General features: G+C 52.4%; 18 protein-coding genes and 4 tRNA genes. 4 read left to right on the top strand and 18 right to left on the bottom strand.

Annotated elements, in window-relative coordinates; translation table 11 throughout:
* Positions 1-61: 61 nt before the first annotated feature.
* The 18 genes from HMPREF2609_RS07105 to HMPREF2609_RS07020 all read right to left on the bottom strand — a co-directional run bounded on the left by HMPREF2609_RS07105 (position 62) and on the right by HMPREF2609_RS07020 (position 18,117).
* The gene (locus HMPREF2609_RS07105; protein ID WP_070536046.1) at positions 62-2,497 is read right to left on the bottom strand and encodes a hypothetical protein; all 2,436 of its coding nucleotides are present in this window, start codon (positions 2,495-2,497) and stop codon (positions 62-64) included.
* A gap of 171 nt (positions 2,498-2,668) precedes the next feature.
* Entirely contained in the window at positions 2,669-3,742 is a 1,074-nt protein-coding gene (locus tag HMPREF2609_RS07100) for an ABC transporter substrate-binding protein (RefSeq protein WP_070536044.1), read from the bottom strand.
* Between the two features lie 241 nt (positions 3,743-3,983).
* Positions 3,984-4,703, bottom strand: a complete 720-nt coding sequence (rpe, locus tag HMPREF2609_RS07095) for a ribulose-phosphate 3-epimerase (RefSeq protein WP_070536041.1) — start codon at positions 4,701-4,703, stop codon at positions 3,984-3,986.
* An 81-nt stretch (positions 4,704-4,784) separates the two neighbouring features.
* Positions 4,785-6,527: an RsmB/NOP family class I SAM-dependent RNA methyltransferase gene (locus HMPREF2609_RS07090; RefSeq protein WP_070536038.1), complete on the bottom strand. Its 1,743-nt coding sequence runs from the start codon at positions 6,525-6,527 to the stop codon at positions 4,785-4,787.
* Complete coding sequence (gene fmt, locus HMPREF2609_RS07085; protein ID WP_070536035.1) at positions 6,524-7,465, bottom strand: methionyl-tRNA formyltransferase; 942 nt, start codon at positions 7,463-7,465, stop codon at positions 6,524-6,526. The genes HMPREF2609_RS07090 and fmt overlap by 4 nt, the downstream gene beginning before the upstream one ends.
* A gap of 35 nt (positions 7,466-7,500) precedes the next feature.
* The gene (def, locus tag HMPREF2609_RS07080; protein ID WP_070536032.1) at positions 7,501-8,073 is read right to left on the bottom strand and encodes a peptide deformylase; all 573 of its coding nucleotides are present in this window, start codon (positions 8,071-8,073) and stop codon (positions 7,501-7,503) included.
* A 147-nt stretch (positions 8,074-8,220) separates the two neighbouring features.
* Positions 8,221-9,105 (bottom strand): hypothetical protein, encoded by an 885-nt coding sequence (locus tag HMPREF2609_RS07075; RefSeq protein ID WP_004004933.1) that lies wholly within the window; start codon positions 9,103-9,105, stop codon positions 8,221-8,223.
* A gap of 82 nt (positions 9,106-9,187) precedes the next feature.
* Positions 9,188-9,259: transfer RNA gene (locus tag HMPREF2609_RS07070), tRNA-Val, on the bottom strand.
* Positions 9,260-9,406: 147 nt separating this feature from the next.
* A tRNA-Glu gene (locus tag HMPREF2609_RS07065) sits at positions 9,407-9,479 on the bottom strand.
* Between the two features lie 20 nt (positions 9,480-9,499).
* A tRNA-Gln gene (locus tag HMPREF2609_RS07060) sits at positions 9,500-9,571 on the bottom strand.
* Positions 9,572-9,832: 261 nt separating this feature from the next.
* Complete coding sequence (locus tag HMPREF2609_RS07055; RefSeq protein WP_070536029.1) at positions 9,833-11,746, bottom strand: S-layer homology domain-containing protein; 1,914 nt, start codon at positions 11,744-11,746, stop codon at positions 9,833-9,835.
* A 281-nt stretch (positions 11,747-12,027) separates the two neighbouring features.
* Positions 12,028-12,100: transfer RNA gene (locus tag HMPREF2609_RS07050), tRNA-Gly, on the bottom strand.
* A gap of 252 nt (positions 12,101-12,352) precedes the next feature.
* The gene (locus HMPREF2609_RS07045; RefSeq protein ID WP_070536027.1) at positions 12,353-12,718 is read right to left on the bottom strand and encodes a hypothetical protein; all 366 of its coding nucleotides are present in this window, start codon (positions 12,716-12,718) and stop codon (positions 12,353-12,355) included.
* On the bottom strand, positions 12,715-13,026 hold the full coding sequence (locus HMPREF2609_RS07040; protein WP_141745269.1) for a hypothetical protein: 312 nt from the start codon (positions 13,024-13,026) through the stop codon (positions 12,715-12,717). Before HMPREF2609_RS07040 ends, HMPREF2609_RS07045 begins: the two co-directional genes overlap by 4 nt.
* Before the next feature lie 181 nt (positions 13,027-13,207).
* On the bottom strand, positions 13,208-14,722 hold the full coding sequence (gene gltX, locus HMPREF2609_RS07035; protein WP_070536020.1) for a glutamate--tRNA ligase: 1,515 nt from the start codon (positions 14,720-14,722) through the stop codon (positions 13,208-13,210).
* Positions 14,723-14,822: 100 nt separating this feature from the next.
* Positions 14,823-15,578: a fumarylacetoacetate hydrolase family protein gene (locus tag HMPREF2609_RS07030; RefSeq protein ID WP_070536133.1), complete on the bottom strand. Its 756-nt coding sequence runs from the start codon at positions 15,576-15,578 to the stop codon at positions 14,823-14,825.
* Between the two features lie 136 nt (positions 15,579-15,714).
* Positions 15,715-16,812: a branched-chain amino acid aminotransferase gene (locus HMPREF2609_RS07025; protein ID WP_070448533.1), complete on the bottom strand. Its 1,098-nt coding sequence runs from the start codon at positions 16,810-16,812 to the stop codon at positions 15,715-15,717.
* A 249-nt stretch (positions 16,813-17,061) separates the two neighbouring features.
* Positions 17,062-18,117: a 3-isopropylmalate dehydrogenase gene (locus tag HMPREF2609_RS07020; protein ID WP_070536017.1), complete on the bottom strand. Its 1,056-nt coding sequence runs from the start codon at positions 18,115-18,117 to the stop codon at positions 17,062-17,064.
* Positions 18,118-18,320: 203 nt separating this feature from the next.
* On the opposite strand from HMPREF2609_RS07020, the gene HMPREF2609_RS07015 reads away from it, so the two are divergent.
* The 4 genes from HMPREF2609_RS07015 (at position 18,321) to HMPREF2609_RS07000 (ending at position 24,344) form a co-directional block, all read left to right on the top strand.
* A complete protein-coding gene (locus HMPREF2609_RS07015; RefSeq protein ID WP_070536015.1) occupies positions 18,321-19,592 on the top strand; it encodes a sensor histidine kinase in 1,272 nt (423 codons plus the stop codon).
* A 49-nt stretch (positions 19,593-19,641) separates the two neighbouring features.
* Positions 19,642-20,367: a response regulator gene (locus tag HMPREF2609_RS07010; protein ID WP_070536012.1), complete on the top strand. Its 726-nt coding sequence runs from the start codon at positions 19,642-19,644 to the stop codon at positions 20,365-20,367.
* Between the two features lie 146 nt (positions 20,368-20,513).
* Positions 20,514-23,330, top strand: coding sequence for an ABC transporter permease (locus tag HMPREF2609_RS07005; protein WP_070536010.1), 2,817 nt, complete (start codon positions 20,514-20,516; stop codon positions 23,328-23,330).
* Positions 23,331-23,582: 252 nt separating this feature from the next.
* Positions 23,583-24,344, top strand: a complete 762-nt coding sequence (locus HMPREF2609_RS07000) for an ABC transporter ATP-binding protein (protein ID WP_070536007.1) — start codon at positions 23,583-23,585, stop codon at positions 24,342-24,344.
* Position 24,345: the final 1 nt, after the last annotated feature.

Below are 24,345 nucleotides of genomic sequence, written 5' to 3'. Positions count from 1 at the left end.
TGTGGGAGGGAACCCTGATGTTTGAGATTATTGTGTATATTTCCTCAGGTGTGAGAGGTGATTAAGCCCTCTTACGGAAGGTTAGTGCAAGCACCAAGATTATCAGACCCGCTATAGAGAGCAACACGTTATTTGCATTGTTCGCGAACCAGCGCGAGAAGCCGCTAAGCTCAGCGCCAATGATATTGGGGGCGCTATCGCTGTCGGACTGTGTTGCCGCGGTAGTTGCATTGCCCTGGGTACCGTTTTTACCGGGCGCGGCCTTGGCAGTGTGAGTTTTCTTGGGTGCGCTCTTGGCGTGGGCACCGCTGTTACTACCGTTCTTTGCGGCAGCTTTAGCGCGTGCCTGCACACGGTTGATGAGCGTATCGTTTTCCAGTTCAGCAGCAGCCCCAAGAGAAGCCTGCTTCGTAATGCTGCCTTGACGGGCTGCATAGTTGATTCCGGAGCTCTGGGTGGGAATAGGTGCCACAGAGCCATATCCTGATCCGTTGTTACCCGACCCGGCATCATAGCCGCCTGCGATTGAACCATTGTTAGAGGCGTGATTACTACTTACAGGGGCTAACGTGGAGCCGTCAGCGCCAACAATCGTAACGGACAACGTCACCGAATGCTGCTCGTCGCCCTTCTGTAAACTACCGGTCAGGAACGTGATATCGTGAACGGTGCCCACGCCCCATTTATCGCTATTTGGGAACGGCAAAGTATAGGTAAACTTGCCATCAGCATCAGCCTGAATAATGGCCACAACACCACGAGACGCATAGTCTTTACCGTTATAGTTCACAGCGTGGTCAAGTTTAATGTCACCGCCATCGTATTTAACGGCGATAACGCTATAGGGGCTCCATCCAGAACCGTTAACGACGATTCCCTGACCGTGGGCCACAGTCTTAGGACCGGTTACGGTAGCATCACCGTCGGACGCAGTCTGAGTCTCAACGACAGGGGCAGGTGCAGTAGGTTCAGGTGCATTATTTTGTGCACCCTGTTTCGCAGTACCGCCCTGATTATCTGCTGGGCTAGGCTGAGCGCCGGTGTTACTGTCATTTTGATGATCCGGTGCAGGAGGTTCGGTAGGTTGAGGCTCTAGTTTCTTGGTGTCATTAGCTGAAGGGTTACCTGGCTGCTGACCGTTATCCTGCTGACCATCATCCTTTGGGTCCTCGGCAGTGGCAGGAGCATCACCTATGGTCACGTTGAGAGTTACCGAATGCTTCGCAGCGTCGCCCTTTTGCAAACTGCCGCTTAGGAAGTTAATCTCGTGCTGTGAACCGTCCGTCCACTTCTCAAATCCGGTTGAATTCTCAGCGTTCGGGAACGGCAGCTTTGCGGTGAACGTACCATCAGGATTAGCCGTAACGACCGTTACAACACCGCGTCCAGCTAAATCCTTACCGTCATACGTTACGGGATTCGTAGACTTGACTTCACCGCCGTCGTACTTCACGGCGATCACAGAACCAGTACCGTCGGCATTCTTCCAGCCGGTACCGCTAACCTCGATTTCCTGACCGTTTTTCGCGTATTTCACACCGGTCACGGTAACGCCGTCGGACTCAACGGTCTGCGAGTTCTCAAAAGCGGCAGGAGCAGGATTATTTTCTGCCGGTTGAGGAGCTGGTTTCTCTTCTGCCTTAGGCTGCTTCTCTGCTTCGTTCTTAGCAGCGTCGTCAGTCTTGGGCTGTACCGGAGTTTCCTCAGCTTTAGGAGTTTCTTCTGCCTTCGGAGTATGAGCAGGAGTCTCATTCTTAGCTGCCTCATCAGTCTGAGGCTGCTGTGCGGGTGTTTCTTCAGCCTTTGGAGCTTCTGCAGGGGCCTCGTTCTTGGGGGTTTCTTTCACCTGAGGCTGCTCAGGAGTCTCCTCCTTTGGAGTCTCTTCCGCTTTCGGGGCTTCGGCTGCCGGAGCTTCTTCGCCCACGGTTACCGTGTGAGTTGCTGAGTGCTTTTGATCGCCATCCTGCAGGCTGCCGCTCAGGAAGTTAATCTCGTGTTCTGAACCGATGGTCCAGTTAGCTTCGGTGGGGAACGGGATGGTTGTGTTGAAGTTACCGTTCTCGTCTGCGTGAATAACCGCTACAACACCCTTTGCTGAAAGATCCTTACCGTCGTGCTTCACTGGACTTGTGGGTTTAACCTTACCGCCATCATATTTCACAGCGATAACGGCGTTGGCACCCCATCCCGAGCCACTAATCTTAAGGCCCTGACCGTTCTTAATAATTGTGGAGCCTGCAACGGTCGCAGTATCGTTTGCTTTCGCGGCGGGTTGTTCTACCTTACCTTGAGGCATTCTCTCGTTGCCTTCACCCGGAACCTTCACAGCAGGATCCTGTGCCTGCACGTTATTACCGGCTTGGGCGGGGGTAGCATCCGGAGTTTGGCCCGGATCTTCAAGAGCGGTTGCGGGGGTTGTTACGCCGGGTGCAAGCAAAGCCCCCGCAAGCGCTACCACGGCACTGTAGCGGGCGGCGTGATGTGCGTGCTGTGTCATCGTTATGTTCCGTTTCGTGTATAAGGTTTTCAAACTCTTTCAAGACAGCCCCAGGGGCATGTTGCTATCTTTCAAAAGCATTTTGTGTATCTTCAGCGTATTCGTCGTTGAGTATTCAAGAGCCTAGATGCGGCACCTCCTCAAGCGAGGTGCCGCGTCTAAAATCTAATCCTACTGTCCCTGATTATTGTTTTGATTTTCGAGTAGTTTGCTGCGAACATCCGCAACAATACCGTTCATCAACAGGGGACCACCGGTCGAGGTCCATTTAGAACCCTCAACCGTAATAATATGTTCGTTCTGGTAGGCTTTCAAATTCGTGAAGCCAGATGTGGCCTCTGCCTTCTTCAAAACTTCTGATGCACCATTGGCGCTAGCATCACCTTGAACATTCGGGTTCTTCTGGCTTGCACCGCCCAAAGTACCAATAAACATGTAGTCTGCGTCAATATCCGAGAGGTTCTCCAACGAGACCGGCTCTGAGTGTCCCTTCCCTTCACGGTCCTGTGCCGGGGGACGCTGCAGCCCCAAATCTGAAAGCACCTGCCCAGCGGGAAGCTCCTTTAGGATCAGCGCGGGACCGTTACCCGTCCAACGTACGATCGAGAAGGTCTTATCACCATACTGAGGTTCTAGCTCCTTCTTGAGATTCTCAGTAAGCTTTTCATAGTCTTCCTCGACCTGTTTGCCCTTATCTACCAAGTTAAGGGCATCCGCTACCCGCTCAAAGTTGATGGTCCAGTCGCCGCCAGCGTATCCGGTGTACACCACGGGAGCAATATCCTGCAGAGTCTTATACTGTTCTGAACGTTTATCCACACCTGTAGAATCCGCCAGAATAAGATCGGGCGTGAGGGAGGCAACCTTATCGAAGTTAACATCAGACACAGAACCGACAAGTGTAACGTCGTCTCCTACCTTATCTTTGAGGTAGTTAGGCACAGTCTGCTGACCGCGACCAGAAATAGCGCCTACAGGCTTAACGCCAAGTGCGAGTACCGCATCCAAAGTAGGTTCTGAGAGAACTACAACGCGCTGCGGTTTAGTAGGTACCGTAATTTCTTCCTCATCTACATTCTTAACAACGCGAGTCTCACTTTCGGGAGATTCCGAAGAGTCAGAAGTCGTAGATTCCTGGCTGCATGCTGCAAGTGTGAATGCAGTGCCTGAAGCAAGCGCCATACTTAGAAAGTTACGGCGATTTACCATGAATTGAGCTAGTGACGCTGGGTGTTCAAAAGACATATTTCTCCTAAGACAAATAAACTCTACCTAACCTTACCGTCATATATGCCCTACTTCAAGGAAAAACTCTCATGGTTAACGTTAAGAATCGTCAATCTTTTTACCGATATGTGGTTTTTTCATTGGAAATACAGGTTTTTTATAGTCATTACATAAAACTATAAAGACGTTATGTCATCAAAAATATTTCACGCTTTAACCGTTTACAGCGTCACAATACGCGCACAATGCACTCAAATTTTTAAGAACAACTGCATCCGTCAGAGAGATTTATCCCGGTGTGAGGATGTGACCTCCACGTCTTTCGTGCACTCTCCCCTAGAGAACGCAAAGCAGCAATCGCGGCCTGCGGATCTTCTGCCCCATACACCGAGCTGCCTGCAACGAAACAGTCCGCTCCGGCTTCCGCAGCTCGCACAATCGTTTCCTCCGTAATCCCGCCATCAACCTGAAGCCGCACCGGGATACCGGACCCTTCAAGCGCTGATGCGGCACGACGGATTTTAGGCAAAGTGACATCAAGGAATTTCTGCCCGCCGAAGCCTGGTTCCACCGTCATAATCAGGAGCATATCTATTTCTGTGAGTAGATCGAGGTATGGTTCTACGGCAGTTGCCGGGCGTAATGCCAACCCAGCTTTTGCCCCGGATTCTCGCAGAGTACGCGCCAGCTTAATAGGTGCGGTAGCCGCCTCCGCGTGAAAAGTTACCGATTCGCTGCCCACGTCGGCATACTGGGGAGCCCAACGATCAGGATCATCAATCATCAAGTGCACGTCAAAAGGGACGGGCGAAACTTCGCGCAGACGCTTAACAACCGGAGGTCCCCACGTCAGATTCGGTACAAAATGGTTATCCATCACGTCAATATGTGCCGCATCCGCAGTCGAAATGCGTTCCAACTCGTGCTGTAAATTTGCAAAGTCGGCAGAGAGTATAGACGGATTAATAGCAACAGACATGAGAAAACCTCCTCAACATGACATACGGATGTTCGGATAACAATAATCGCCGCACTAAAAATACGGTTGTATTGCGCGATTCTAATTCTTACGGAAAAGCGCGAGGAACATAGCATCAGTACCATGAGTATGCGGCCACAGCTGTGCAGTCGTTGATGCTTCATCAAGAATATCTTCCTGACGAACCGAGGAGGATTTTTTAAGGCGTACCTGTGGACGATAGCCGGGAGCCTTATCGCCCGCAAGAGTACTTTGTCCTTCAGCGCTCGGCAGGGCAACGCTTTGAAGTATCGACTGTGTATCCAGCAGACGCACTTTTCCAGTCTCCAGTATCTCCGCAACAATATTTTGAGTCTCAGCAGCATGCGGTGAGCAGGTTACGTACGCGATCACACCGCCAGGCCGCGTAACTTCACACGCAGCCTCCAGAAGCTGACGCTGCAGAGGAAGCAAATCGGCAATATCACGCGGGGATTTACGCCAGCGTGCCTCCGGACGCCTGCGAAGGGCACCTAGCCCCGAGCAGGGAACATCAACCAGCACACGGTCAAATTTCTGTTCCGGCTTGATACCCTCGGGTAACCGCTCAGCATTTTGTGCAAGCGTTTGGGAGATCTCACGCCCGTCCCCGGTGAGAACAACATACTCGTTGTGAGAAAGCGGCCGTAAAGATTGTGAAACCAGTTTTGCACGATGCGCTGCCGACTCATTTGCCACCACCCGAGCACCACGCTGCGCGCCCAAAGCCGCCAACAGTGCAGCCTTACCGCCCGGACCGGCGCACAGGTCAAGCCACGCAGAGTCTTGCCCTTCAAGAGGAGCTGCAGCAAGCGCGCGAGTAACCAGCTGCGAACCTACATCCTGTGCACGCACGGTACCCTCGCGAACCCTTTCCAACCTGCCCAAATCGCCAGCAGAATATAAAGCGGAGTCCTCTACCAGTTCGCCCTCTACCGCGCCTTTCTCGAAGGCTTCCTGCAGGTCGCCTATTCCGGGAAGCGCTATAAGGTTTACCACAGGTGCCTGGTTATCGGCGTCAAGAAGTTCCTGAATTTCGGCCGGAGACCTGCCATGAGCCGCAAGCGCTTGACGCATGGAACGCACAATCCAGGTTGGATGCGATTTTGCGAGCGCAAGTTTTTCGGTGTCGTCCTTAGCATCAGCTTCCAGACGAGCGTACCAGTCATCACGGCTGCGTTCGCTGACGCGACGCAGCACCGCATTCACAAAGTTCGCGGGACCGCCGCCGATCTGTGCACGGGCTAATGCGACGCTTTGGTTAAGGGCTGCATGGGCAGGCACGCGCATGCTTAAGAGCTGATGAACGCCCATCCGAAGTACGATCAACGTAGTTGTACCGATTTTCTCTAGCGGACGATCCGCACAATGCGCCAAAATGGCGTCGTAGGTACCCTGGCTGCGCAGAGTTCCGTAGGTGAGCTCGGTGGCAAAAGCCGCGTCCCGATGGTCAAGATGGTGGGCACGAATCGTGCTGGGCAACACGAGATTTGCGTAAGAGTCGTTTTGCGCTACCGCGCTGAGAACCTCAAATGCGACGAGGCGCGCGGGATCCGCCGAGCGGGAACGCTGCGAGGGTGCGGTTGCAGAGAACTCACGGGATGAGAGCTGCTTACGGTTGCGCTCATGTCCGCTCTTATTGCGCTTGGAAACACCGCCTCCGCCGCGTTTCATGCCATCGTGGGAGCGCTGGGCGCGTTCGTTTCGGCGTTGTTCGCTGGTCTTACCATCAAATCGTTTCGATGATGCCCCGCGATTTCGCGGATTCCGTGAGCCATTTTTGTCGTTATAATGTCGCTCCGTCATGAGAGCACTACCTTTCCTTCGGCGAGGCCGCTACCGAGACCGCGTGCCCAGGCGAGCGCGTCCATCATTTTTTTACCGGCAGGTTGTACACGCACCAGTTCTAAAGCACCGTCCGCCGTACCCACATAGAGTTTTTTACCACGAAGTTCAAGCTGTCCAGGAGCCAAGGTACCGGCCTGATCGCTCAGACGCACACCGCCGATCTTAAGTCGGTTCCCCGAAAATTCACACCAGGCGCCGGGTTCCGGGGTTACTGCGCGAACTTGAGCAAGAATTTTGTGGGCGCTTTGGGTGAAATCTATGCGCGCATCGGCGTTGGTCACCTTTGCCGCGTAACTGACGGAATCGTCCTCGCGCTGCGCGGTTCCGTGCTCACCTGCCTCAAGCCGTACAAAGGTATTCGCTAACAGCTCTCCCCCGCTTTGCGCTAGACGTGTAAGAATGCTCCCAGCAGTATCGTCTTCCGTCACCAGCGTGGATTCTTCTTCGAAAACCGCACCAGTATCCAACCCGGCTTCTAGAAGGAAGGTGTTCGAGAAAATCTCGTTTTCTCCCGCCATGAGGGCACGCTGCACGGGGGCGGCACCTCGCCACGCAGGCAGCTTCGAAAAGTGCAGATTAACCCAGCCGTAGGGAAGCATATCTAGTGCTTGCTGGGGCAGAATTGCGCCATATGCGACCACGGCAGCAGCTTCGGCTCCCAGCGGGGCTATCTGCTGTTGGGTCTCCGGCAACCACCGGTTCGCTTTAACGATAGGCAGCCCGAGCTCTTCAGCGCGTTGCGCTACGGGCGAGGGGGTCAGGATGCGCTTTCGACCTACCGGCGCGTCCTCGCGCGTGAGCACTCCAACCACCTGAACCCGCGGGGACTGGACAAGCGCATCGAGAGGGTGCACAGCGATCTCGGGGGTTCCCGCGTAGAGAATTTTGAGGGTCATGGGTGCCTCCTTAAACCTGGTGGAATACGGTATGTCTATGCTCTGAAGCTGCCTAGGGAAGCACCGAAGCTGCCGCCAACCCGCATTGCTCGTTCGGCAGAGGTCTGCGCGGTCACCTGGTTGTAGTCTACGGCTCGGATGGCGCGCATAACCCGTTTACGATCTTCGCCGATAAGGCGGTCAATAAAGAGCTTGCCGTGAAGATGATCGGTTTCGTGTTGGAGCATACGCGCGAATAGTCCTTCCCCTTCAAGCACTAGGGGCTTTCCCGTCTTGTCTACGCCTCTCACTCGTGCCCAGTTCATGCGCGGAGTATCCGATTTCATGCCGGGTACCGACAGGCATCCTTCCCCTCCCTCTTGAGGCTCCGTTCCGGTCTCAAGTACGGGGTTGATAATATATCCTTCGCGGTCGTCAATACCACCAAAGGTAAAAATTTGTTTGGAGATACCAATCTGAGGCCCAGCCAGCCCGACTCCTTCAACGTCATACATGGTGTCAAGCATATCGTCGATCAGTTTGGCAAGCTCCCGATCAAAAACGGTGATAGGTTCACATTCGCTGCGAAGAACGGGGTCGCCTACGGTGCGGATACTCAGAATTGTCATATGTCTCCCTGATGCGCTTGTTATGGTACGCAGATATACTCCAAATAGGGTGAAGGGCTGTCAAATACCAGCATTCTATTGTACCGGCTGAGGTATTCGTCCAAATAGAACACTCGTGATTATTTTGTTGTTCTTCTACCGGGTTTACTAGGCTACCTGTGTGTGATCTCCCGAAGACGGTTGACCTGCCACGGGAGGCGGAACTACCGGCATGAGAGCGTCGTCCGGGAATTCGTGAACTGTACGGTTATATTCCCAGACCCTCCGCAATGCACAGAATTTATACCAGTTCTGTTCAAGAATCTTTGGATTTGCCTGATGCGGCACCACCTGCGTTTCGCCCAGTGCCACGCCCATCAGGATGGGGGCATCACCGTATTTCCAGGGTTCCCAGGTTCCCGCGACGGGGTCTACCAGCGATTCTTCGGCTTTGAGCCCGGCAACCAGTTGCATAACCACCTTATCGTCAAGGGGTTTAACACGCCCTCGCCGGTCGGTGCCTTTAGTTTTATAGTCAATAATGCAGGTTCGTCCGGCGATCTGAGCGACAAGGTCCAGCGTTCCGGCGTAACCTACGGACTTATTCCAGATAGTAATTTCTGCGGCGAGTGGTTGAGGGCGAAAAGCGTCCCACCATTCATCGAACCTATCCGCATAGGCTTGTTCGCCGTTGCGGATAAGCTGTTCTCGACATTCTTCGACGTTGTGTTCCGCTCCCATGGCGCGTAACGCAATATTCTCGGCGTAATTATGTACCCTGTCACCGCGCTCGGCTGCAGCATCTCGGTACCGTTCGGATGCGGCCGCCGCATCACGAATAATAGCGTACTTGAGCCCCGAGGATCCGGCAGCACGATAAGCTCTCTGGTCTTCGAGAGCAGCTTTTGCAGCCATATAACCGTGCCATCCGCTCATATCGGTAGCGTGCTGACCGATAACGGTCGTGATGGAAGGAACTAGCAGCTCTCCGCCGCGTTTACGGGAGTACATGCGGCCGTAATCGGTTGGATTTGCTAGTTCTGGTGCTGTCACCGAGTACCTTCTTGATCTGCGGATAGCGATTGGGGCTGTATACAAAAACCCCCGTTGTGGATGTACAAACGGGGGTGGCGCGTGCGTGATACTGGGTTCGAACCAGTGACCTCTTCGGTGTGAACGAAGCGCGCTACCACTGCGCCAATCACGCCTACAGGTAAACACTATACCGAGTGGGGAGATAGCGCGTCAAATATGGGTTGTTGCCCTTATTTGAGGCGGCAGAAGGGCATTTGGCGTCCCGTTAAAAGCAACAAAAAATCCCCAGATCTCCATGATCTGAGGATTATTCCTAGTGTGACCCCAACCGGATTTGAACCGGTGTTGCCGCCGTGAGAGGGCGGAGTACTAGGCCGCTATACGATGGGGCCATAGCATCAAGTGATGCTCGCTGGGGTACCAGGACTCGAACCTAGAATGACGGTACCAGAAACCGTTGTGTTGCCAATTACACCATACCCCACTATTTCATTATGTTGTTCCGGTAAAACCTCAACGATTTTCGCCGCAACGAGTAATAACTATACCGGTGCTTTGTTGCATCATGCAACTTCGTACCTTGAGATGGTCGTCACAAAAGTTATACCCCGCTTCCAGACCCTCCGAATGCACGCCAGTCGGGTGAAGGCACCCAAGAGATGCCTTCACCCGACTCATACATGTTATTCAAGCAGCAATATAAACTTACCGGCTAAGCAATGATAGTCATCTCACCTGCTATGCGCTATTTTGCGGGTTCGGGCGCTGAAACCTTCACGGAATCAAAATTACCCATGTAACGCATCATATAGGCTGCCATAGCATCGCGCTTGACTGAGTCATGCGGACGGAACGTACTATCGGGCCAACCAGTGGAGAGCTTCGAGAACTGGAACCACGAAATCTCCTTGACAAAGGGGCTTCCCGAAACATCCGTAAAGGTCGCTTTCTGCTGAACTTCCGGGGATCCTGCGGCACGATAGAAGAAGACCGCCATAGCCTCGCGGTTTATTGAGTCTTCAGGGCGGAAGGTACCGTCTTCCCAACCTGTCGTAATACCGGTTGCCTTCAGCCACGCAATTTCCTTATAGAAGGGGTGGGTTGTAGGAACATCACTGAAAGGAGATTCCGCGGGTGCCTCAAATTCAGGAGAACCTGCCAGGCGATACAGGTACGCTGCCATTGCTCCACGTTCGATGCTTTCTGCGGGGTGGAATCCGCCATCGGGGTAACCGGTTGTGATGCTCTTCTCCCCCAGCTTGATGATGTCGTTCTCAAAGAGGTTGCCAGCAATATCGTTATACGACACGTTGGTCAGGGTCCTGTTATCGCCGCCCGTCAAAGGGGCAGGGTAACCCGCAAAGGTTTCCTGCTGCGGGGTAATCTGATTGATCTCTACCTCGGAGTTTTCCGCTGTCATGTTCCCCGGGGTAACCTTCACCTTGGTAATAGAATCAGCAGTTTCTTCTTTGGAAGTTAGCGTTCCCTGGGCGTAATCCATACCGAAGGGAATGGTCGTATCGGGGGCAAAATCATCCTTATTGGCAATATAGACCTCACCATCAGCACCCAAGGTAATATCGTTGGCCCCTTTGGAGGCTGACTGCACTTCGCCGATAAGACGATCTGCGCGACCATCAATCACGCCGACCTTACCGGTAGCAAAATCCGTAACGTATACGAGGTCACGATCTTCATCGTTGACAAGTGCAAGTGCCTGCTTACCGAACGGAATGGATTTCTTGTACTCTCCGGTTTTGAGGTCATACACGGTTACCCCGGAATTACCCTTAGACTCACCGCTCTGACGGTCATAACTTCCCTGCGCGGAAACGTAGATTTCCTGCTCAGAAACATCAATGGCAATATCGGAGGGAAGAACCTCGACGCCTTCGACATCGGCGTGGGTCTGGATTTCCTGCAAAACCTTAAAAGTGCTCGTGTCAATCACATAGATTTTGCCGGTGGTGCGCTCGGGAACGTAGAGTTTACCATCATGAATGGTGGTATTCATACTGATATAGCGCTTACCTTCTTCATCTCCACCCACCTTGATCTTCTCAACCTTATGGGTCTTCAGATCAATTGCAGATACGAAGTAACGACCCGTCACAAATGCTTTGCCGGAGGCAGCATCCACCTTTACCTCGCGCGGATGCTCGATCCAACTTTCATCTCCCTCTTGAGCGCCGTAGTTGGTCCACAAGAGATTGAGATTATTTTGGTCGTACACAGACACAGCGTTATCACGAGTATTCGTAACCCAAATGGTGCCATTCTCATCGTCAACATCAATACCAAAAGCACCCAAATTCTTATACCCAGCGTTGTATCCGGTACCGGCTCGGGTGATAGGTAAGGTGGCTATTGCTTCTATCTGGAGAGTCTTCTCATCCAGACGCGCAATAGTCGATACGGACATATCGCGGTTAGAGCCAGCAATGAAGATTTTGCCGTCCTTTGAATGGCGAATCTGATACTGCCCTGGAATCCCCTGCACCTGTTGAGCCTGAGCAGCAGTAATCTGCCGCGGGGCAGGAGACTCTACCGCAAAGGACGCGGGCACTGCAAAAGGTGCCCCCATGAGCGACATCGAAAGTGCCCCAACGGTAGCTGCTTTGAAAGGCTTACGCTGAGTTTTAGTGAGCAAAAGAACCATATAAACTCCCTGAGAGAATGACGGACACTAAAAATTAGTTACCCTATAGTTAAAACTTAGGGTAGGAGTACCTAAGAAGGTGTACCCCCTATATTCACGCCTTTCCTCCCAAAAAGCAATAGAAATATCATCTATGACGTTTATTTTCTTAGAGACTTATCGTCATCAAAATCTTGGAACACGGCAGAATCTCCGAATTTTTACGGAAGATAAACCAACATTTACGGTTCCTTACGACATACACACAAAAAGCCCTGAAGATTACTTCAGGGCTTTCGCAGAGCGGTTGACGAGACTTGAACTCGCGACATCCACCTTGGCAAGGTGGTGCTCTACCAACTGAGCTACAACCGCAATATTCTGTTTTCACAAAATAACGAGCCGGAATCTTTCATTCCGACGCGCTCACAAGTAAATACTATACTGTACCGTTTGATGGCCCGCAACTCTTACACGCATAAATCTTTTCTTGACATTCTCCAGCTCACTATTTTCCCCATGTCTACAGTGCACTGACTAGGGCTTATAGGCATGATAGCAAGCACGTATATTTTCTATATGATGCCTTTTACAGGCGTTTAGAGCACGCCAATACGCTACAGGATGTTACAAGTTCGAGGATTCCTGCCGGCGATGATGCTGATGTCCCAGGTGATGCGCATGCTCAGCAGAAGAGTCAACGGCTGCATCCGCGATGGATTCCGCATGCGAATTACGTTCGGAACCCGTACCGACCCCAGTGCGGCGCTCCCCTTCGCTGGGCGTTACTCCATCCTCAGTCATCTCATCTACCATGCGGATCAAGAACGACTTCGCATAAATAATGCCAAACCCAAAGAGAAGCGCGGCCAGAACCCAAATGACGAAGGTTACCCAGTCCCAGTGACCGCCCAACCAAACCTTTACGCCTACGTAAACTGCCAATGCTACGGCAGACATGATGGCGGCAAATGTTACATCGCGTCGAGTCATGCTTTATCCTCCTCACCAATTTCAAGCCGCTCTTGGGCGTTTTCTAGGGGGATATCCCCCACCAGGGCTTCGCCTCCCGGCTGGTGGCCGCCTACTTCGCGTTCACGTGCAATCTGTTCATCATCAAACTTAGCTTCATGATACGCCGCGAAATACGCTAAGGCACTGGCTAACACAATTATCACAATGGTCCAGATAGATCTCACTGCATCCGCAATAGTGGCAATAAGCAATACAATTGATGCATTCGCAAATGCCATCACGGTTCCTTTGCGCAAAGCACGCACAATGTATTTGTTATGGTTCACCTTCACCTCCCACGATGCACAACCATATAACCAGCATAAGCCGAGAGCCATACATTCCTCTAGCGCACAATGTGTAGGCTTATATCTGCATCCAACTCTTGCGCGCAGAAAAACCCGGTGGCTCACGCAAACTCGTGAACCACCGGGTTACCCTCAGAAAAGATGCAGCTATGCGTTCGGGCTACCCCCCGAGCTCAGCAGCCAAAGCCCGCACACGGTTGAGAGAAGATTCCTTCCCCAGAATCTCCATAGATTCAAAGAGCGGGGGCGAAATACGCTCACCTGAAACGGCGATACGTACCGGTCCGAATGCCAAACGCGGTTTGATCTCAAGCCCCTCCACGATAGCGGAGCGCAGGGCAGATTCGATACTTGCTGCATCCCAGACTTCGAGGGGTTCAAGTGCCTCTAAAGCGGCAGCAAGAACCTGAGGCGCAGATTCTTTAAGCTGTTTACGAGCGTCATCGGCAATTGTAATCTCTTCATCAGCTTTGAAGAGGAATGCCAGAAGCTTCGGGGCTTCGCCCAAGAGCTGCATACGTTCCTGTACCAAGGGAGCAGCTTCCGTCAGAATCTGCTCTTCACGTGCTGAAAGTTCCTCACCAACAACACCAGCGGCCTGCAGATAGGGCACCAGGCGGTTTCGGAAATCGTCCGCCTCCAAACGACGAATATGATCGCCGTTAATAGCCTCTGCCTTCTTGACGTCAAAACGTGCCGGGTTGCCTACCACATCGTGAATGTCGAAGTGAGCCACTAGGTCATCGACTGAGAAAACGTCCTGATCTGCGGATAGTGACCAGCCCAGCAAAGACAGGTAGTTCAGCAGACCTTCCTTGATAAAACCGGCATCGCGCAGCAGGAAGAGATTCGATTCGGGATCGCGCTTCGACAGTTTCTTATTACCCTGCCCCATCACATAGGGAAGATGCCCAAACTCGGGGATAAATGTGGTAACGCCCGTATCAATCAGTGCCCGGTACAGTGCAATTTGGCGCGGAGTTGAAGACAATAGATCTTCGCCGCGAAGCACGTGAGTTACGCCCATCAAAGCATCATCCACAGGGTTCACGAAAGTATACAGGGGGTCACCGCTAGAACGCACCACAACGTAGTCCGGGACAGACCCCGCTTTGAAGGTAATCTCACCACGTACAAGGTCGTTGAACGTAATATCCTCATCGGGCATACGTAAACGCCATACGGGCTTACGACCTTCGGCACGGAAAGCGTCTTTCTGCTCGTCGCTCAGGTGACGATCGTAGTTATCGTAGCCGAGCTGAGGATCCTGCCCCGCTGCTTTACGGCGTTCCCGCACCTCATCGGGGGTCGAGAAATCCTCATAGACATACCCGCCCTCAATGAGCTTCTCGAAAACCTTCTGGTAAATGTCCTCACGTTTACGTTCAGACTGACGATACGGTTCATGGGGGCCGCCTACGCCCACGCCTTCATCCCAGTTAATGCCCAGCCAGTGCAGACTGTCGAGCACTTGGTTGAACGATTCTTCCGAATCGCGTGCCGCATCGGTATCCTCAATACGGAAAATGAGCTTCCCGCCGGTATGGCGCGCATAAGCCCAGTTAAACAGGGCTGTACGTACCATGCCCACGTGCGGGGTTCCGGTCGGTGAAGGGCAAAAGCGTACGCGAGTTTCGCGTGGATCGTGCAGATTAGGACCGGGATATTCGGTCATAGTAAGTTTTCTCCTGAACTTGTGTATCTCAAAATCATGCTGCTGTGCGTTCTATAGCGCTGAGGAATCTATGTTTAGCACTCTCAGCCTAAACTGGGCTCTAACTGCGGATGCGGGTTACCAGGGCCCCAATGCCTTCGACCTCAACCTCGACCTCATGACCATCACGAAGGACGCTGATACCCGCCGGGGTTCCGGTCAAGATAATGTCTCCGGGAAGAAGCGTAAAGATCTCGGATGCGGCGGACACGAGCTCCGCCACCGAGTAGTGCATATCAGAGGTATTGCCTTCCTGCACCACGTCACCATCAACCCAGCTCGTGATATTCAGCGAGTCGGTATCAAGCTCCGTTTCGATCCAGGGCCCCAGTGGGGTTGAGCCGTCAAAGCTTTTCGCACGAGTCCACTGCGTGTCCGCCTCCATAACGTCACGTGCCGTCAGATCGTTGGCTACGGTGTATCCAAAAACGACCTCATGCACACGTTCCAGCGGCACCGACTTTGCAATACGACCGATAATAACCGCCAGCTCGCCTTCAACGCTGACCGCCTCAGAATACTCGGGGAGAGTCACTGGATCACCAGGGCCGACTACCGTCGTATTTGGCTTGATGAAAAACTGTGGGGCAGCAGGAGCCGGGGTACCCGCCCAATTAGCAAGAGCACCAATCACCTTGGAGCGTGGAATGATGGGGGCAAGCAGGCGAACGTCCTCAAGCTGATAAGTCTTCGAGGTGGTTTCAACACCGGAGTAAAACGGATCGCCCGCGAGAACATGCAAAACTTCGCTGCCGTCCTCTCCTTCAACCACACCATAATGAAGATCGTTATCTACGGTAAATCGTGCAATACGCATACCTTCTAGAGTACCAGTCATTCATACCCCTCTCGATACGCAAAAAGTGACTTTCCGATTGAAAAGTAGAGCTTATCGTCGGAAAGTCACTCTTTGCACGTTTCATGGATGCGCCCGGCGCAGTAACCGGGGGTTATTAGACGAGGCGGGTCAGCCAGCCATGACGGTCCTCTACCGTACCGGTCTGAATGCCCACGAGCTCTTCACGCAGGCTCTTGGAAATCTCGCCAAATCCTTCGGAAGCCGCAGGAATCTCAAAATCAGCAGCCTTGAGCTTTCCAATAGGGGCAATGACCGCTGCGGTACCGCAGGCACACACCTCTGTAATATCGCCGGATGCCACACTGTCACGCCACTCGCTGAGGGTGATGGGGCGTTCCTCAACGGTTATTCCGCGATCCTTCGCCAGCTGCAAAATTGAGGAACGGGTAACGCCCTCTAGAATAGTTCCGGTAAGTTCGGGGGTTACCAACTTATTCTCTTTACCGTAGATGAAGAATACGTTCATGCCGCCCAGCTCTTCAAGAGCATCGTTGCGGTGCGGGTCTTTGAAAATCACCTGTTTACAGCCGTTTTCTTCACCTTCAAGCTGGGCGATCATGGCGGCAGCATAATTACCGCCGCATTTTGCGGTGCCAGTACCGCCTTCACCAGCGCGAGCATACTTCGTGGACAGCCAGATATCCACCGGCTCGGGGGTGCCGAAGTAGTTGCCAGCAGGCGACCCAATCACGTGATACTCCACGTGACGAGCAGGGCGAACCCCCAGATATGCCTCGGTCGCAATCATAAACGGACGGAAATAGAACGCTTCTCCCTCACCGCTGGGAACCCATTTTTCATCTACCTGCACCAGCTGTTTTAGGGATTCGATGAAGGTCTCTTCGGGCAGCTGAGGCAGTGCCATACGATACGCCGAGCGGTTCAGGCGCGCCGCGTTCTTCTCGGGTCGGAATGTCCACACCGACCCATCCGAATGACGGTAGCCTTTAATACCCTCGAAGATTTCCTGACCATAGTGAAAAACCGCAGCGGCGGGATCTAAGCTGAGCGGACCGTAGGCATGCACCCGCGCGTTCGACCATTCACCGCCGGTTTTATAATCACCGTTCCAGTCGATGCTGACCATATGATCCGTAAAATAGTCGCCAAACCCGGGGTCGGCAAGAATCTCGGCTCGACGTTCGTCACTCGCGGGGGCGGGGTTCTTTTCACGGCTAAATTCAAGTGCCATGGTGTAATCCTATTCTGTCAATTCTCTCTGCCAATAGCATCGGCGGCGCAAACCTCAAGGTGGGAGGCAGAAGCGGCATCGCTTACGAAGCTCATCAGTGCGGCTTGTGACCACGCCAGCGGACGACGGGGCGGATGTGCCCGTTGCACATGTTTTAGAGTACCTGATGAATAGGCACAACGCACACGCAACCCACCGCCGCCCATATCGTGAAAATCGAAGGCAGGGCGTAAGCTACCTCAGCCTTAACTAGCTTAGGAACCCCAAGACATCGTTACCAACTTCGTCGGTGCCTCGGGTGCGGGCGCCGTTGGCACGCATATCAGCCTCGACCGCATCCTCAATACGGACCGCCGTCGACTCATAGCCTAGGTGCCGCAGAAGCATTGCTCCCGCGAGGATTGCGGCGGTCGGGTTCGCTTTGTTCTGCCCCGCGATGTCGGGGGCTGAACCATGCACGGGCTCAAACATTGAAGGGAACTCCCCTACCGCGTTGATATTGCCTGAGGCCGCGTAGCCAATACCTCCGGTCACTGCACCCGCCTGATCGGTCAGGATGTCGCCAAACAGGTTATCGGTTACGATCACGTCGAAACGTGAGGGATCGGTGGTCATGAAAATTGTTGCCGCATCAACATGCAGGTAATCGGTTTGCACTTCGGGAAATTCGCGCCCGATCTCTTCGAAAAGACGGGTGTACAAACGACCAGCGTGTACGAGCACATTTGTTTTGTGGATGAGGGTCAGCTTCTTACGGCGGGACTGTGCCAATTTGAAGGCGTACCGGATTAGCCGACGAACACCGTGCGCGGTATTGATGGATACTTCGGTTGCGATTTCGGCATCGGTACCGCCGCGAATAGTTCCTCCATTACCCACGTAGGGTCCTTCGGTACCTTCGCGTACCACCACGAAGTCGATCTCTCCGGGGTTCCTCAGCGGCGACACTGCCCCTGGGTACAGCCGTGCGGGACGCAGGTTAATGTAATGGTCAAATGAGAAGCGCAGCTTCAAAAGCATTTCACGTTCGATCAGCCCTGAGGGGATCTTGCCGCTGCGCGGATCGGCACCAATAGCGCCGAAAAGAATCGCATCGTGCTGTTTGAGAGACTCCATCGTACTCTCGGGCAGGGTCTCGCCGGTTTTAAGCCAGTGCTCGGCGCCAAGTTTATAGTCGGTGGAATCTACGCGAATAGAATCAAGCTCGCAGGCGCGTTGAAGCACACGCTGCGCCTCGGTAATAATTTCAGGCCCGATGCCGTCGCCAGCGATCACGGCAAGGTTGATAGAACGTTCAGTAGTCATACCTCTACCCTACTGCTGGCACGAACAATTGCGCAGATTTTAGGCCATGATTCTCAGAGTATGGGCATATATATTCCCGCATAATCTCGCAGTTTTGAGAGGTCTTATTCCAGATTTTACAGCCTCATGACTTACACAAATACGCGCAGAATTCATCCTTCTGGGTGATTACCTGTTTTGAGGGCGAACGTTACACTTAACCCATGGATCTAACGAGCCGAATCAACAACTACATAGATAGGAACTACCGCTGGTTTAATATCACGGTAGTTGCTTTCATGCAGATGTTTGTTCTACTCATAGCTCTTGCAATGTCCTATAAGGATAGCGGCATTACTTTTTTCATTGCATGCATCAATACGACCGCCCTTTATTTTCGGTACCGGCATCCTTATGGGTCAATCTGGTTTGTTCTCGTCTCCACCGCTCTCACTCTATTTATTCCGGATGTTTTGCCCGTTCATCTGTATTTTCCGGTAGGCGTAGCGGCTTATCATATCGGCAGGCACTGGAAGAAGAAGCTGCGGGTCCGCATGTTTATTGCGGGCTGGATTGGTGCCTTTGCGGTAGGGACCCAGCTTTTCATCATGCTGCTTCCGCGGGTCGAACAATTTGCCGCTATTATAAGCTCGATTATCATTACAACCTTATGCGGTGCGATTTATTCCGTGCTCTGGTTTATCGGTGATTCAAGGCGTACCCGCATTATTCGCCAGGATGAGCTTCGAGAGCGAGCGATGCGCCTCGAATTTGAGCAGGAACAGGAACGGCGTCTTGCGGCACAGGATGAACGCACCCGCATCGCCCGCGAAATGCACGATATTGTGGCGCATTCACTTTCCAGCATCATCACGCAGGCTGACGGTGCCAGGTATGCCGCAGCCGCGATACGGACCACGACGACTCAGCCCGCCGAAGCGACTAACCTTCAGGAGCATGACGCCTCTATCGCGGAGCAGACGCTTGAAACTATTGCGGTCACCGCACGCGATTCTCTCACGCAGATGCGTTCCCTCCTGGGGGTTCTTCGTACCGATGAAGACACCATGTACGCCCCAGCGCCTACAATTCACGAAATTCCCGCTCTGGTTGCGCAGGCTCGCAGGTCGGGAGTTAATATCGACTTTGCTGGCATTACCGGTACCATAAACGGCGCCCTCCCTCAGGGAGCTGATCTAGCGGCATATCGTGTAATCCAGGAAGCGCTCACCAATATCGTTAAACACGCCCGCGATGCTGAGATCGTTACTCTCTCGGCTACGTGGAAACGAGATGGCCTGTATTTGGACGTGTACAACAGCGCTCCGGCGCATCACAACAGCTCGGATGCTCCATATTCCTTTGTGCCGGGCAGCGGTAACGGTCTCTTGGGCATGCGCGAGCGCATCACAATGTATGACGGAACCCTGCATTACGGCCCGGATCTGCAGGGTGGTTTTAGCGTGAAGGCTTGGCTGCCGTACCGCGAAACGTAACGGAAACCCAGTATTGTAAAAAATGACAGAACATTTTGAAGGAAATCCTATGAACGAACAGATTACCGTGATGCTGGTTGATGACCAGCAGCTTGTACGCGGCGGTTTGAAGATGCTTATCAATTCTCAGCCCGATCTGCAGGTTGTTCTCGAAGCTGATGACGGCGCAGCGGCGGTTGATAGCTATGCTCGTATGGCTGAAGAAGGTACTGCCCCTCAGGTGGTTCTTATGGATGTTCGTATGCCTATTATGGACGGGCTGGAGGCTGCAAAAAGCATTCTAGAGCTCAACGTTCCTGATTCCAGGGTTATTATGCTGACGACCTTCGACGTCGACGAATATGTCTATGCTGCGGTACGTGCCGGGGCAAGCGGTTTTTTGCTGAAAGATGCGCCTCCCGAAGAACTTCTGGGGGCTATTCGAACAATACATCGCGGTGATGCGGTGATCGCCCCTTCCGCTACACGCCGCCTGCTGGAACATATGATTCCGGTGTTGGAGGTTCATTCGGAACAGGATTCTGCCAGTATTGCCCCCACTCCTCAGGAGGAGCCGCAGCTTCTGCATAAGGAACTCATGCAGACTCTTTCGCCGCGTGAGCATGAGGTACTTCGTCTGATTGCGCAGGGTCTTTCCAATGTGGAGATCAGCCGTGCGCTCGTGCTGTCAGAGGCCACGATTAAGACCCATGTCTCGCATGTTCTGTCAAAACTTGATGCCCGCGATAGGGTTCAGGCCGTGATTATGGCGTATGAGGCTGGGATCGTTTCGTAGGCTCCTTGTCTACATCTACCGTTGAGGACAGAACCTGTGAAAAGGCTGAAAATCATTCTTGAGAATGATGAATATCCGTCAAGCCAACATTTACGGTTATACAGTAGACCGATATTTATGATGTAGTACGCCACAGGATTTTTTACATGATCTCCTCTCTGCTCTCGTTGATATACGCAAATCTTCGTGCGTCCTGGCATAAATATATTTTGACGGGACTGGGCATTGCGGTTGCAGCTTTTTTCCTGAGTGCCGTGCTTCTTCTCAATACAATCATTTCTGCCACATATGTGGCACACTACGGCAATCAGGTACGTAACAGCGATGCGGTTGTTGCTACTAACATCTCGGGGCAAGCCAAGGAGAACTCGTCAGGCGTTCTCTCGGTTGAGGGAGTTGAAGATATCCGTAATAGCCCCCAGGTGGCTGGTATCCGGGAAGACTCGGTAGTTTCAGCTATGTATCATGACGCGCCGGGCGACCCTGTGCCCTATGCGATTTCTCAAGCTCCCACTGACCCGGATTTGTTTCCTTATCAGATACAGGGGCGAATGCCACAGAATGATCATGAAATTCTGCTCCCAGAGTCGCTTCGTGAGTCTTTGCATCTCAATATAGGCGATAAATTTCACGGCATTGACCCGGTCGCAACGATGAAGCTGCCCACTCCCACATCCATTACAAATTTTGAGGGCGGCACACTATCTTTAGAAGATTCCTTGCCCACCAAGGAATATACGATCACTGGTACTTTCCATTCTCCACCCCTGGGATCTGAAGATTCAATAACAGTTTTTGCCGGTGGCACTATGCTGACAACGACATCTAAAATTGCTCATCGCGAGCATAAAACAAATATTGTTCATGATGCGCATATAGTTGCGGTGAAGCTTCGTGAGGGTGTTTCGGTTGAAGATTTTAAGCGGGAATTTACCGCGCACCACAGCGATCATGGGCATGTAGTGCCAGCGTATGAATACACCCACAACGTAGAGCCAGACATAGGTTTTGCCAATGATCTGCTCACCGCAGCCCTTTTAGGTCTGGCAGCGCTAGCCCTCATGGTCTCTGCTTTTGTTATCACCAATACATTCAGCGTGTTGCTTTCTCAGCGCACCCGCGAACTCGCTCTGCTGCGTACTTTAGGAGCCAGCCGCCCCAATCTTCTCACTATAGTGCTGGCAGAATCTACAGTTTTGGGAGTTCTCGCAGCTTCTTTAGGTATTACACTTGCCTACGCTCTTTGGGCGGTTATCACGTCGTGGGCCGCTCATACATTAGTTTTCACTTTTTCTCTGGTCCCTTTGGGAGTTACTCTGCCAGTGTGTGTTGCCGTCACCTGGATCGCCGCTCTTAAACCCGCCTATGCAGCATCAAAAGTATCGCCTGTGCAAGGGCTTCGTGATGGCGTAGTACAGCAGGTTTCTACCTACGGTAAGCGTCAGGGGGTTATCGCCCTGTTATTGCTTGTGGCGGGTATTGTGGCGTATGCAGTCTTCATGAGTAAATCCTCTGAGCACGTGTCTGATGGCATGGAGGGAACCCATAGCGTTCAAGTGCTTGTTGTGGGTATTATTGCTGCTGCTCTCTTATGCTTTGCTATTTTGACGGCAGCCCATAAAATACTTTCACCGCTCGTGAAGTTCTGGTCCTCTCTGATAGCGCGTACCCTAACGGGGTCTATCGCGTGTAAAAATGCATTGCGTTCTCCGGCACGTATGGTATCGACCGGGCGAGCCCTCCTGGTAGGAATGATGCTTATAGCTATGGTGCTTACAGGTTATGTGACCCTTAAGGCATCTGTCACAGGCTTTATACAGCAGACAGAACGTCCGGCAGCGGTTCTAACGTTTAATGACTCCAAGGATACGGAGGATAGCTCCTCTACTGCACACAATTCCCAGAATTCTGAATCCACTGCAGAACGGTATATGCACCAGGCACAGGATGCGCAACGCAGGATCCAAGAACTGCCATCCGTACAGTCTGAAGCGTTTGTACAATATGCGGGAAACCTCACCTGCGATGATGATTCTCATACTCTCACAACTTCAGATGGGCCGGTGAATGAAGCAGGCAGTAATCCCAGCGCTGCAGCTGGCGCTCCTGACCATACTGATCTTCCTGCTGCCTATGCGGTTTTGCCTCAGGATATTGACGTAGTATTGCCTGGTACCTCCGAAACGATATTGCAGGGTGATGTGGTGGTTCTGCCTCGCTCAGCACAACATGCCTTGCAAGGGCATAAGCCACCTAGTTTTACACTTCACGGTCCACGTGGAGACCTACGGCTTACTGCGGTGTACTCGCAAACTGATGACCATACCCCCTATATCTCACGTGAGACCGCCGCCAAGGTACAGGATCTTGATCATCCCCAGCTTCTTGAAGGTACTTCTTCTGCTGGAGAGTCCTATGTGGTAGTGCGCGCCAAACAGGGGCTGAGTTCTGATGAAAGTACAGAATTACGGAATGATCTAACGGATATTGCCCGTACAACACACGGATTATATCTCGCGGGCATTCTAGAGACGCGTGCTGTTGTCGAAATTTCCCTTATCGTTATCATGTATACCATCCTGGCTATTATTGCTCTTATGGTGCTGATTTCGGTGTTAGGGGTAAGTAATACCTTGATGCTCTCAGCTCATGAACGAAGCCGCGAAAATGCGCTCCTCCGCACTCTAGGGCTTTCGCGTCAGCAATTACGTTCCGCCATCATGATGGAAGCTATTCTTATCACGCTCTCAGCGCTGCTGGTTGCTCTCATCGGCGGCACGCTTGCCGGGTTTATCCTGACACGCGCTATCACGCCACAGAACATTGAGATCATCTACCGAATTCCCCTGACGGAATACTGTATAGCCTTCTTCGGCGCTTTAGGGATTGCTGTCTTAGCTTCGTGGGTTCCCTCCGTACGCGCTTCAAAAGTCTCACCGGTTCAGGCGCTTCGAGACGATTAAGTCTGTGCAGATGCTATGCAGCATATAAAAATTACTACCTGTACCAAGTATTTAATAGAACACATTCCTAACTTATATATTATTCTCGCATACATTCCTGAGAAAGTACTCTATTTATAATATTGCCTGTACTTTCACTAACTTTACCTTGAAAATAGTTACGGTTATTTTAGAGACAGAACTCCAGAAATCACCCAAAAGTATGATAAAACCTCCCACAGGTTTTCATTCTAGTTTGGGATAATTGGTGTTATGACTACTACATTAGATACTTCTGTTAAACCAGCTGTTACCGCCCAAAACCTGAGCAAGACTTACGGCACAGGTGAGGCGACGGTACATGCCCTCAATAACGTAACAGTTTCTTTCGAACAGGGTAAATTTACCGCTATTATGGGGCCTTCCGGCTCCGGTAAATCTACCCTTATGCAGACTTTGGCAACCCTAGATACCCCGGATGTTAACCCCAAAACCAGCATCAAAATTGCCGATACCGAGCTATACGGTCGGCGAGATAAAGAGTTAACCGAGTTTCGTCGCGAACATATCGGCTTTATTTTCCAGGCTTTCAACCTGGTACCAACCCTCACCGCCGGACAGAATATTGACTTGCCGCTCGGCTTGGCCGGCAAAAAGCCTGATCCTATTTGGCGCGATTATCTGGTGGAAACTTTGGGTCTAACAAAGCGGCTCAGCCACCGCCTCGAACAGCTCTCCGGTGGTCAGCAACAACGCGTCGCCATCGTACGCGCACTACTCTCCCGTCCGGACGTCGTCTTCGCCGACGAGCCCACCGGCAACCTTGATTCAAACTCGGGTACCGAAGTACTCAAGCTCCTGCGAACTGCAGCGACCGAGCACCAGCAGACCATCCTCATGGTGACCCATGATGCACACGCCGCCTCCTACGCGGATCGCGTGGTCTTCCTCAAAGACGGTGCAATAGCCGGAGAAATGCTCAAACCTACCCACGATGCTGTTCTAAACGCCATGGGACAGTTGGAAGGTGAATAAC

The organism is Rothia sp. HMSC058E10 (assembly GCF_001809415.1).
In the GTDB taxonomy this organism is placed as follows: Bacteria; Actinomycetota; Actinomycetes; order Actinomycetales; family Micrococcaceae; genus Rothia; species Rothia dentocariosa.
This window is presented reverse-complemented; position numbering and strand designations above follow the sequence as displayed.

Excerpts from the sequence above, each read along its gene's own strand:
- HMPREF2609_RS07105 (WP_070536046.1), bottom strand. The coding sequence starts at position 2,497 with ATGACACAGCACGCACATCACGCCGCCCGCTACAGTGCCGTGGTAGCG.
- HMPREF2609_RS07030 (WP_070536133.1), bottom strand. The coding sequence starts at position 15,578 with ATGCGTATTGCACGATTTACCGTAGATAACGATCTTCATTATGGTGTG.
- rpe (WP_070536041.1), bottom strand. The coding sequence starts at position 4,703 with ATGTCTGTTGCTATTAATCCGTCTATACTCTCTGCCGACTTTGCAAAT.
- fmt (WP_070536035.1), bottom strand. The coding sequence starts at position 7,465 with ATGACCCTCAAAATTCTCTACGCGGGAACCCCCGAGATCGCTGTGCAC.
- HMPREF2609_RS07025 (WP_070448533.1), bottom strand. The coding sequence starts at position 16,812 with ATGGCACTTGAATTTAGCCGTGAAAAGAACCCCGCCCCCGCGAGTGAC.
- def (WP_070536032.1), bottom strand. The coding sequence starts at position 8,073 with ATGACAATTCTGAGTATCCGCACCGTAGGCGACCCCGTTCTTCGCAGC.
- HMPREF2609_RS07010 (WP_070536012.1), top strand. The coding sequence starts at position 19,642 with ATGAACGAACAGATTACCGTGATGCTGGTTGATGACCAGCAGCTTGTA.
- HMPREF2609_RS07055 (WP_070536029.1), bottom strand. The coding sequence starts at position 11,746 with ATGGTTCTTTTGCTCACTAAAACTCAGCGTAAGCCTTTCAAAGCAGCT.
- HMPREF2609_RS07000 (WP_070536007.1), top strand. The coding sequence starts at position 23,583 with ATGACTACTACATTAGATACTTCTGTTAAACCAGCTGTTACCGCCCAA.
- HMPREF2609_RS07020 (WP_070536017.1), bottom strand. The coding sequence starts at position 18,117 with ATGACTACTGAACGTTCTATCAACCTTGCCGTGATCGCTGGCGACGGC.
- HMPREF2609_RS07045 (WP_070536027.1), bottom strand. The coding sequence starts at position 12,718 with ATGACTCGACGCGATGTAACATTTGCCGCCATCATGTCTGCCGTAGCA.
- gltX (WP_070536020.1), bottom strand. The coding sequence starts at position 14,722 with ATGACCGAATATCCCGGTCCTAATCTGCACGATCCACGCGAAACTCGC.
- HMPREF2609_RS07100 (WP_070536044.1), bottom strand. The coding sequence starts at position 3,742 with ATGTCTTTTGAACACCCAGCGTCACTAGCTCAATTCATGGTAAATCGC.
- HMPREF2609_RS07090 (WP_070536038.1), bottom strand. The coding sequence starts at position 6,527 with ATGACGGAGCGACATTATAACGACAAAAATGGCTCACGGAATCCGCGA.
- HMPREF2609_RS07005 (WP_070536010.1), top strand. The coding sequence starts at position 20,514 with ATGATCTCCTCTCTGCTCTCGTTGATATACGCAAATCTTCGTGCGTCC.
- HMPREF2609_RS07015 (WP_070536015.1), top strand. The coding sequence starts at position 18,321 with ATGGATCTAACGAGCCGAATCAACAACTACATAGATAGGAACTACCGC.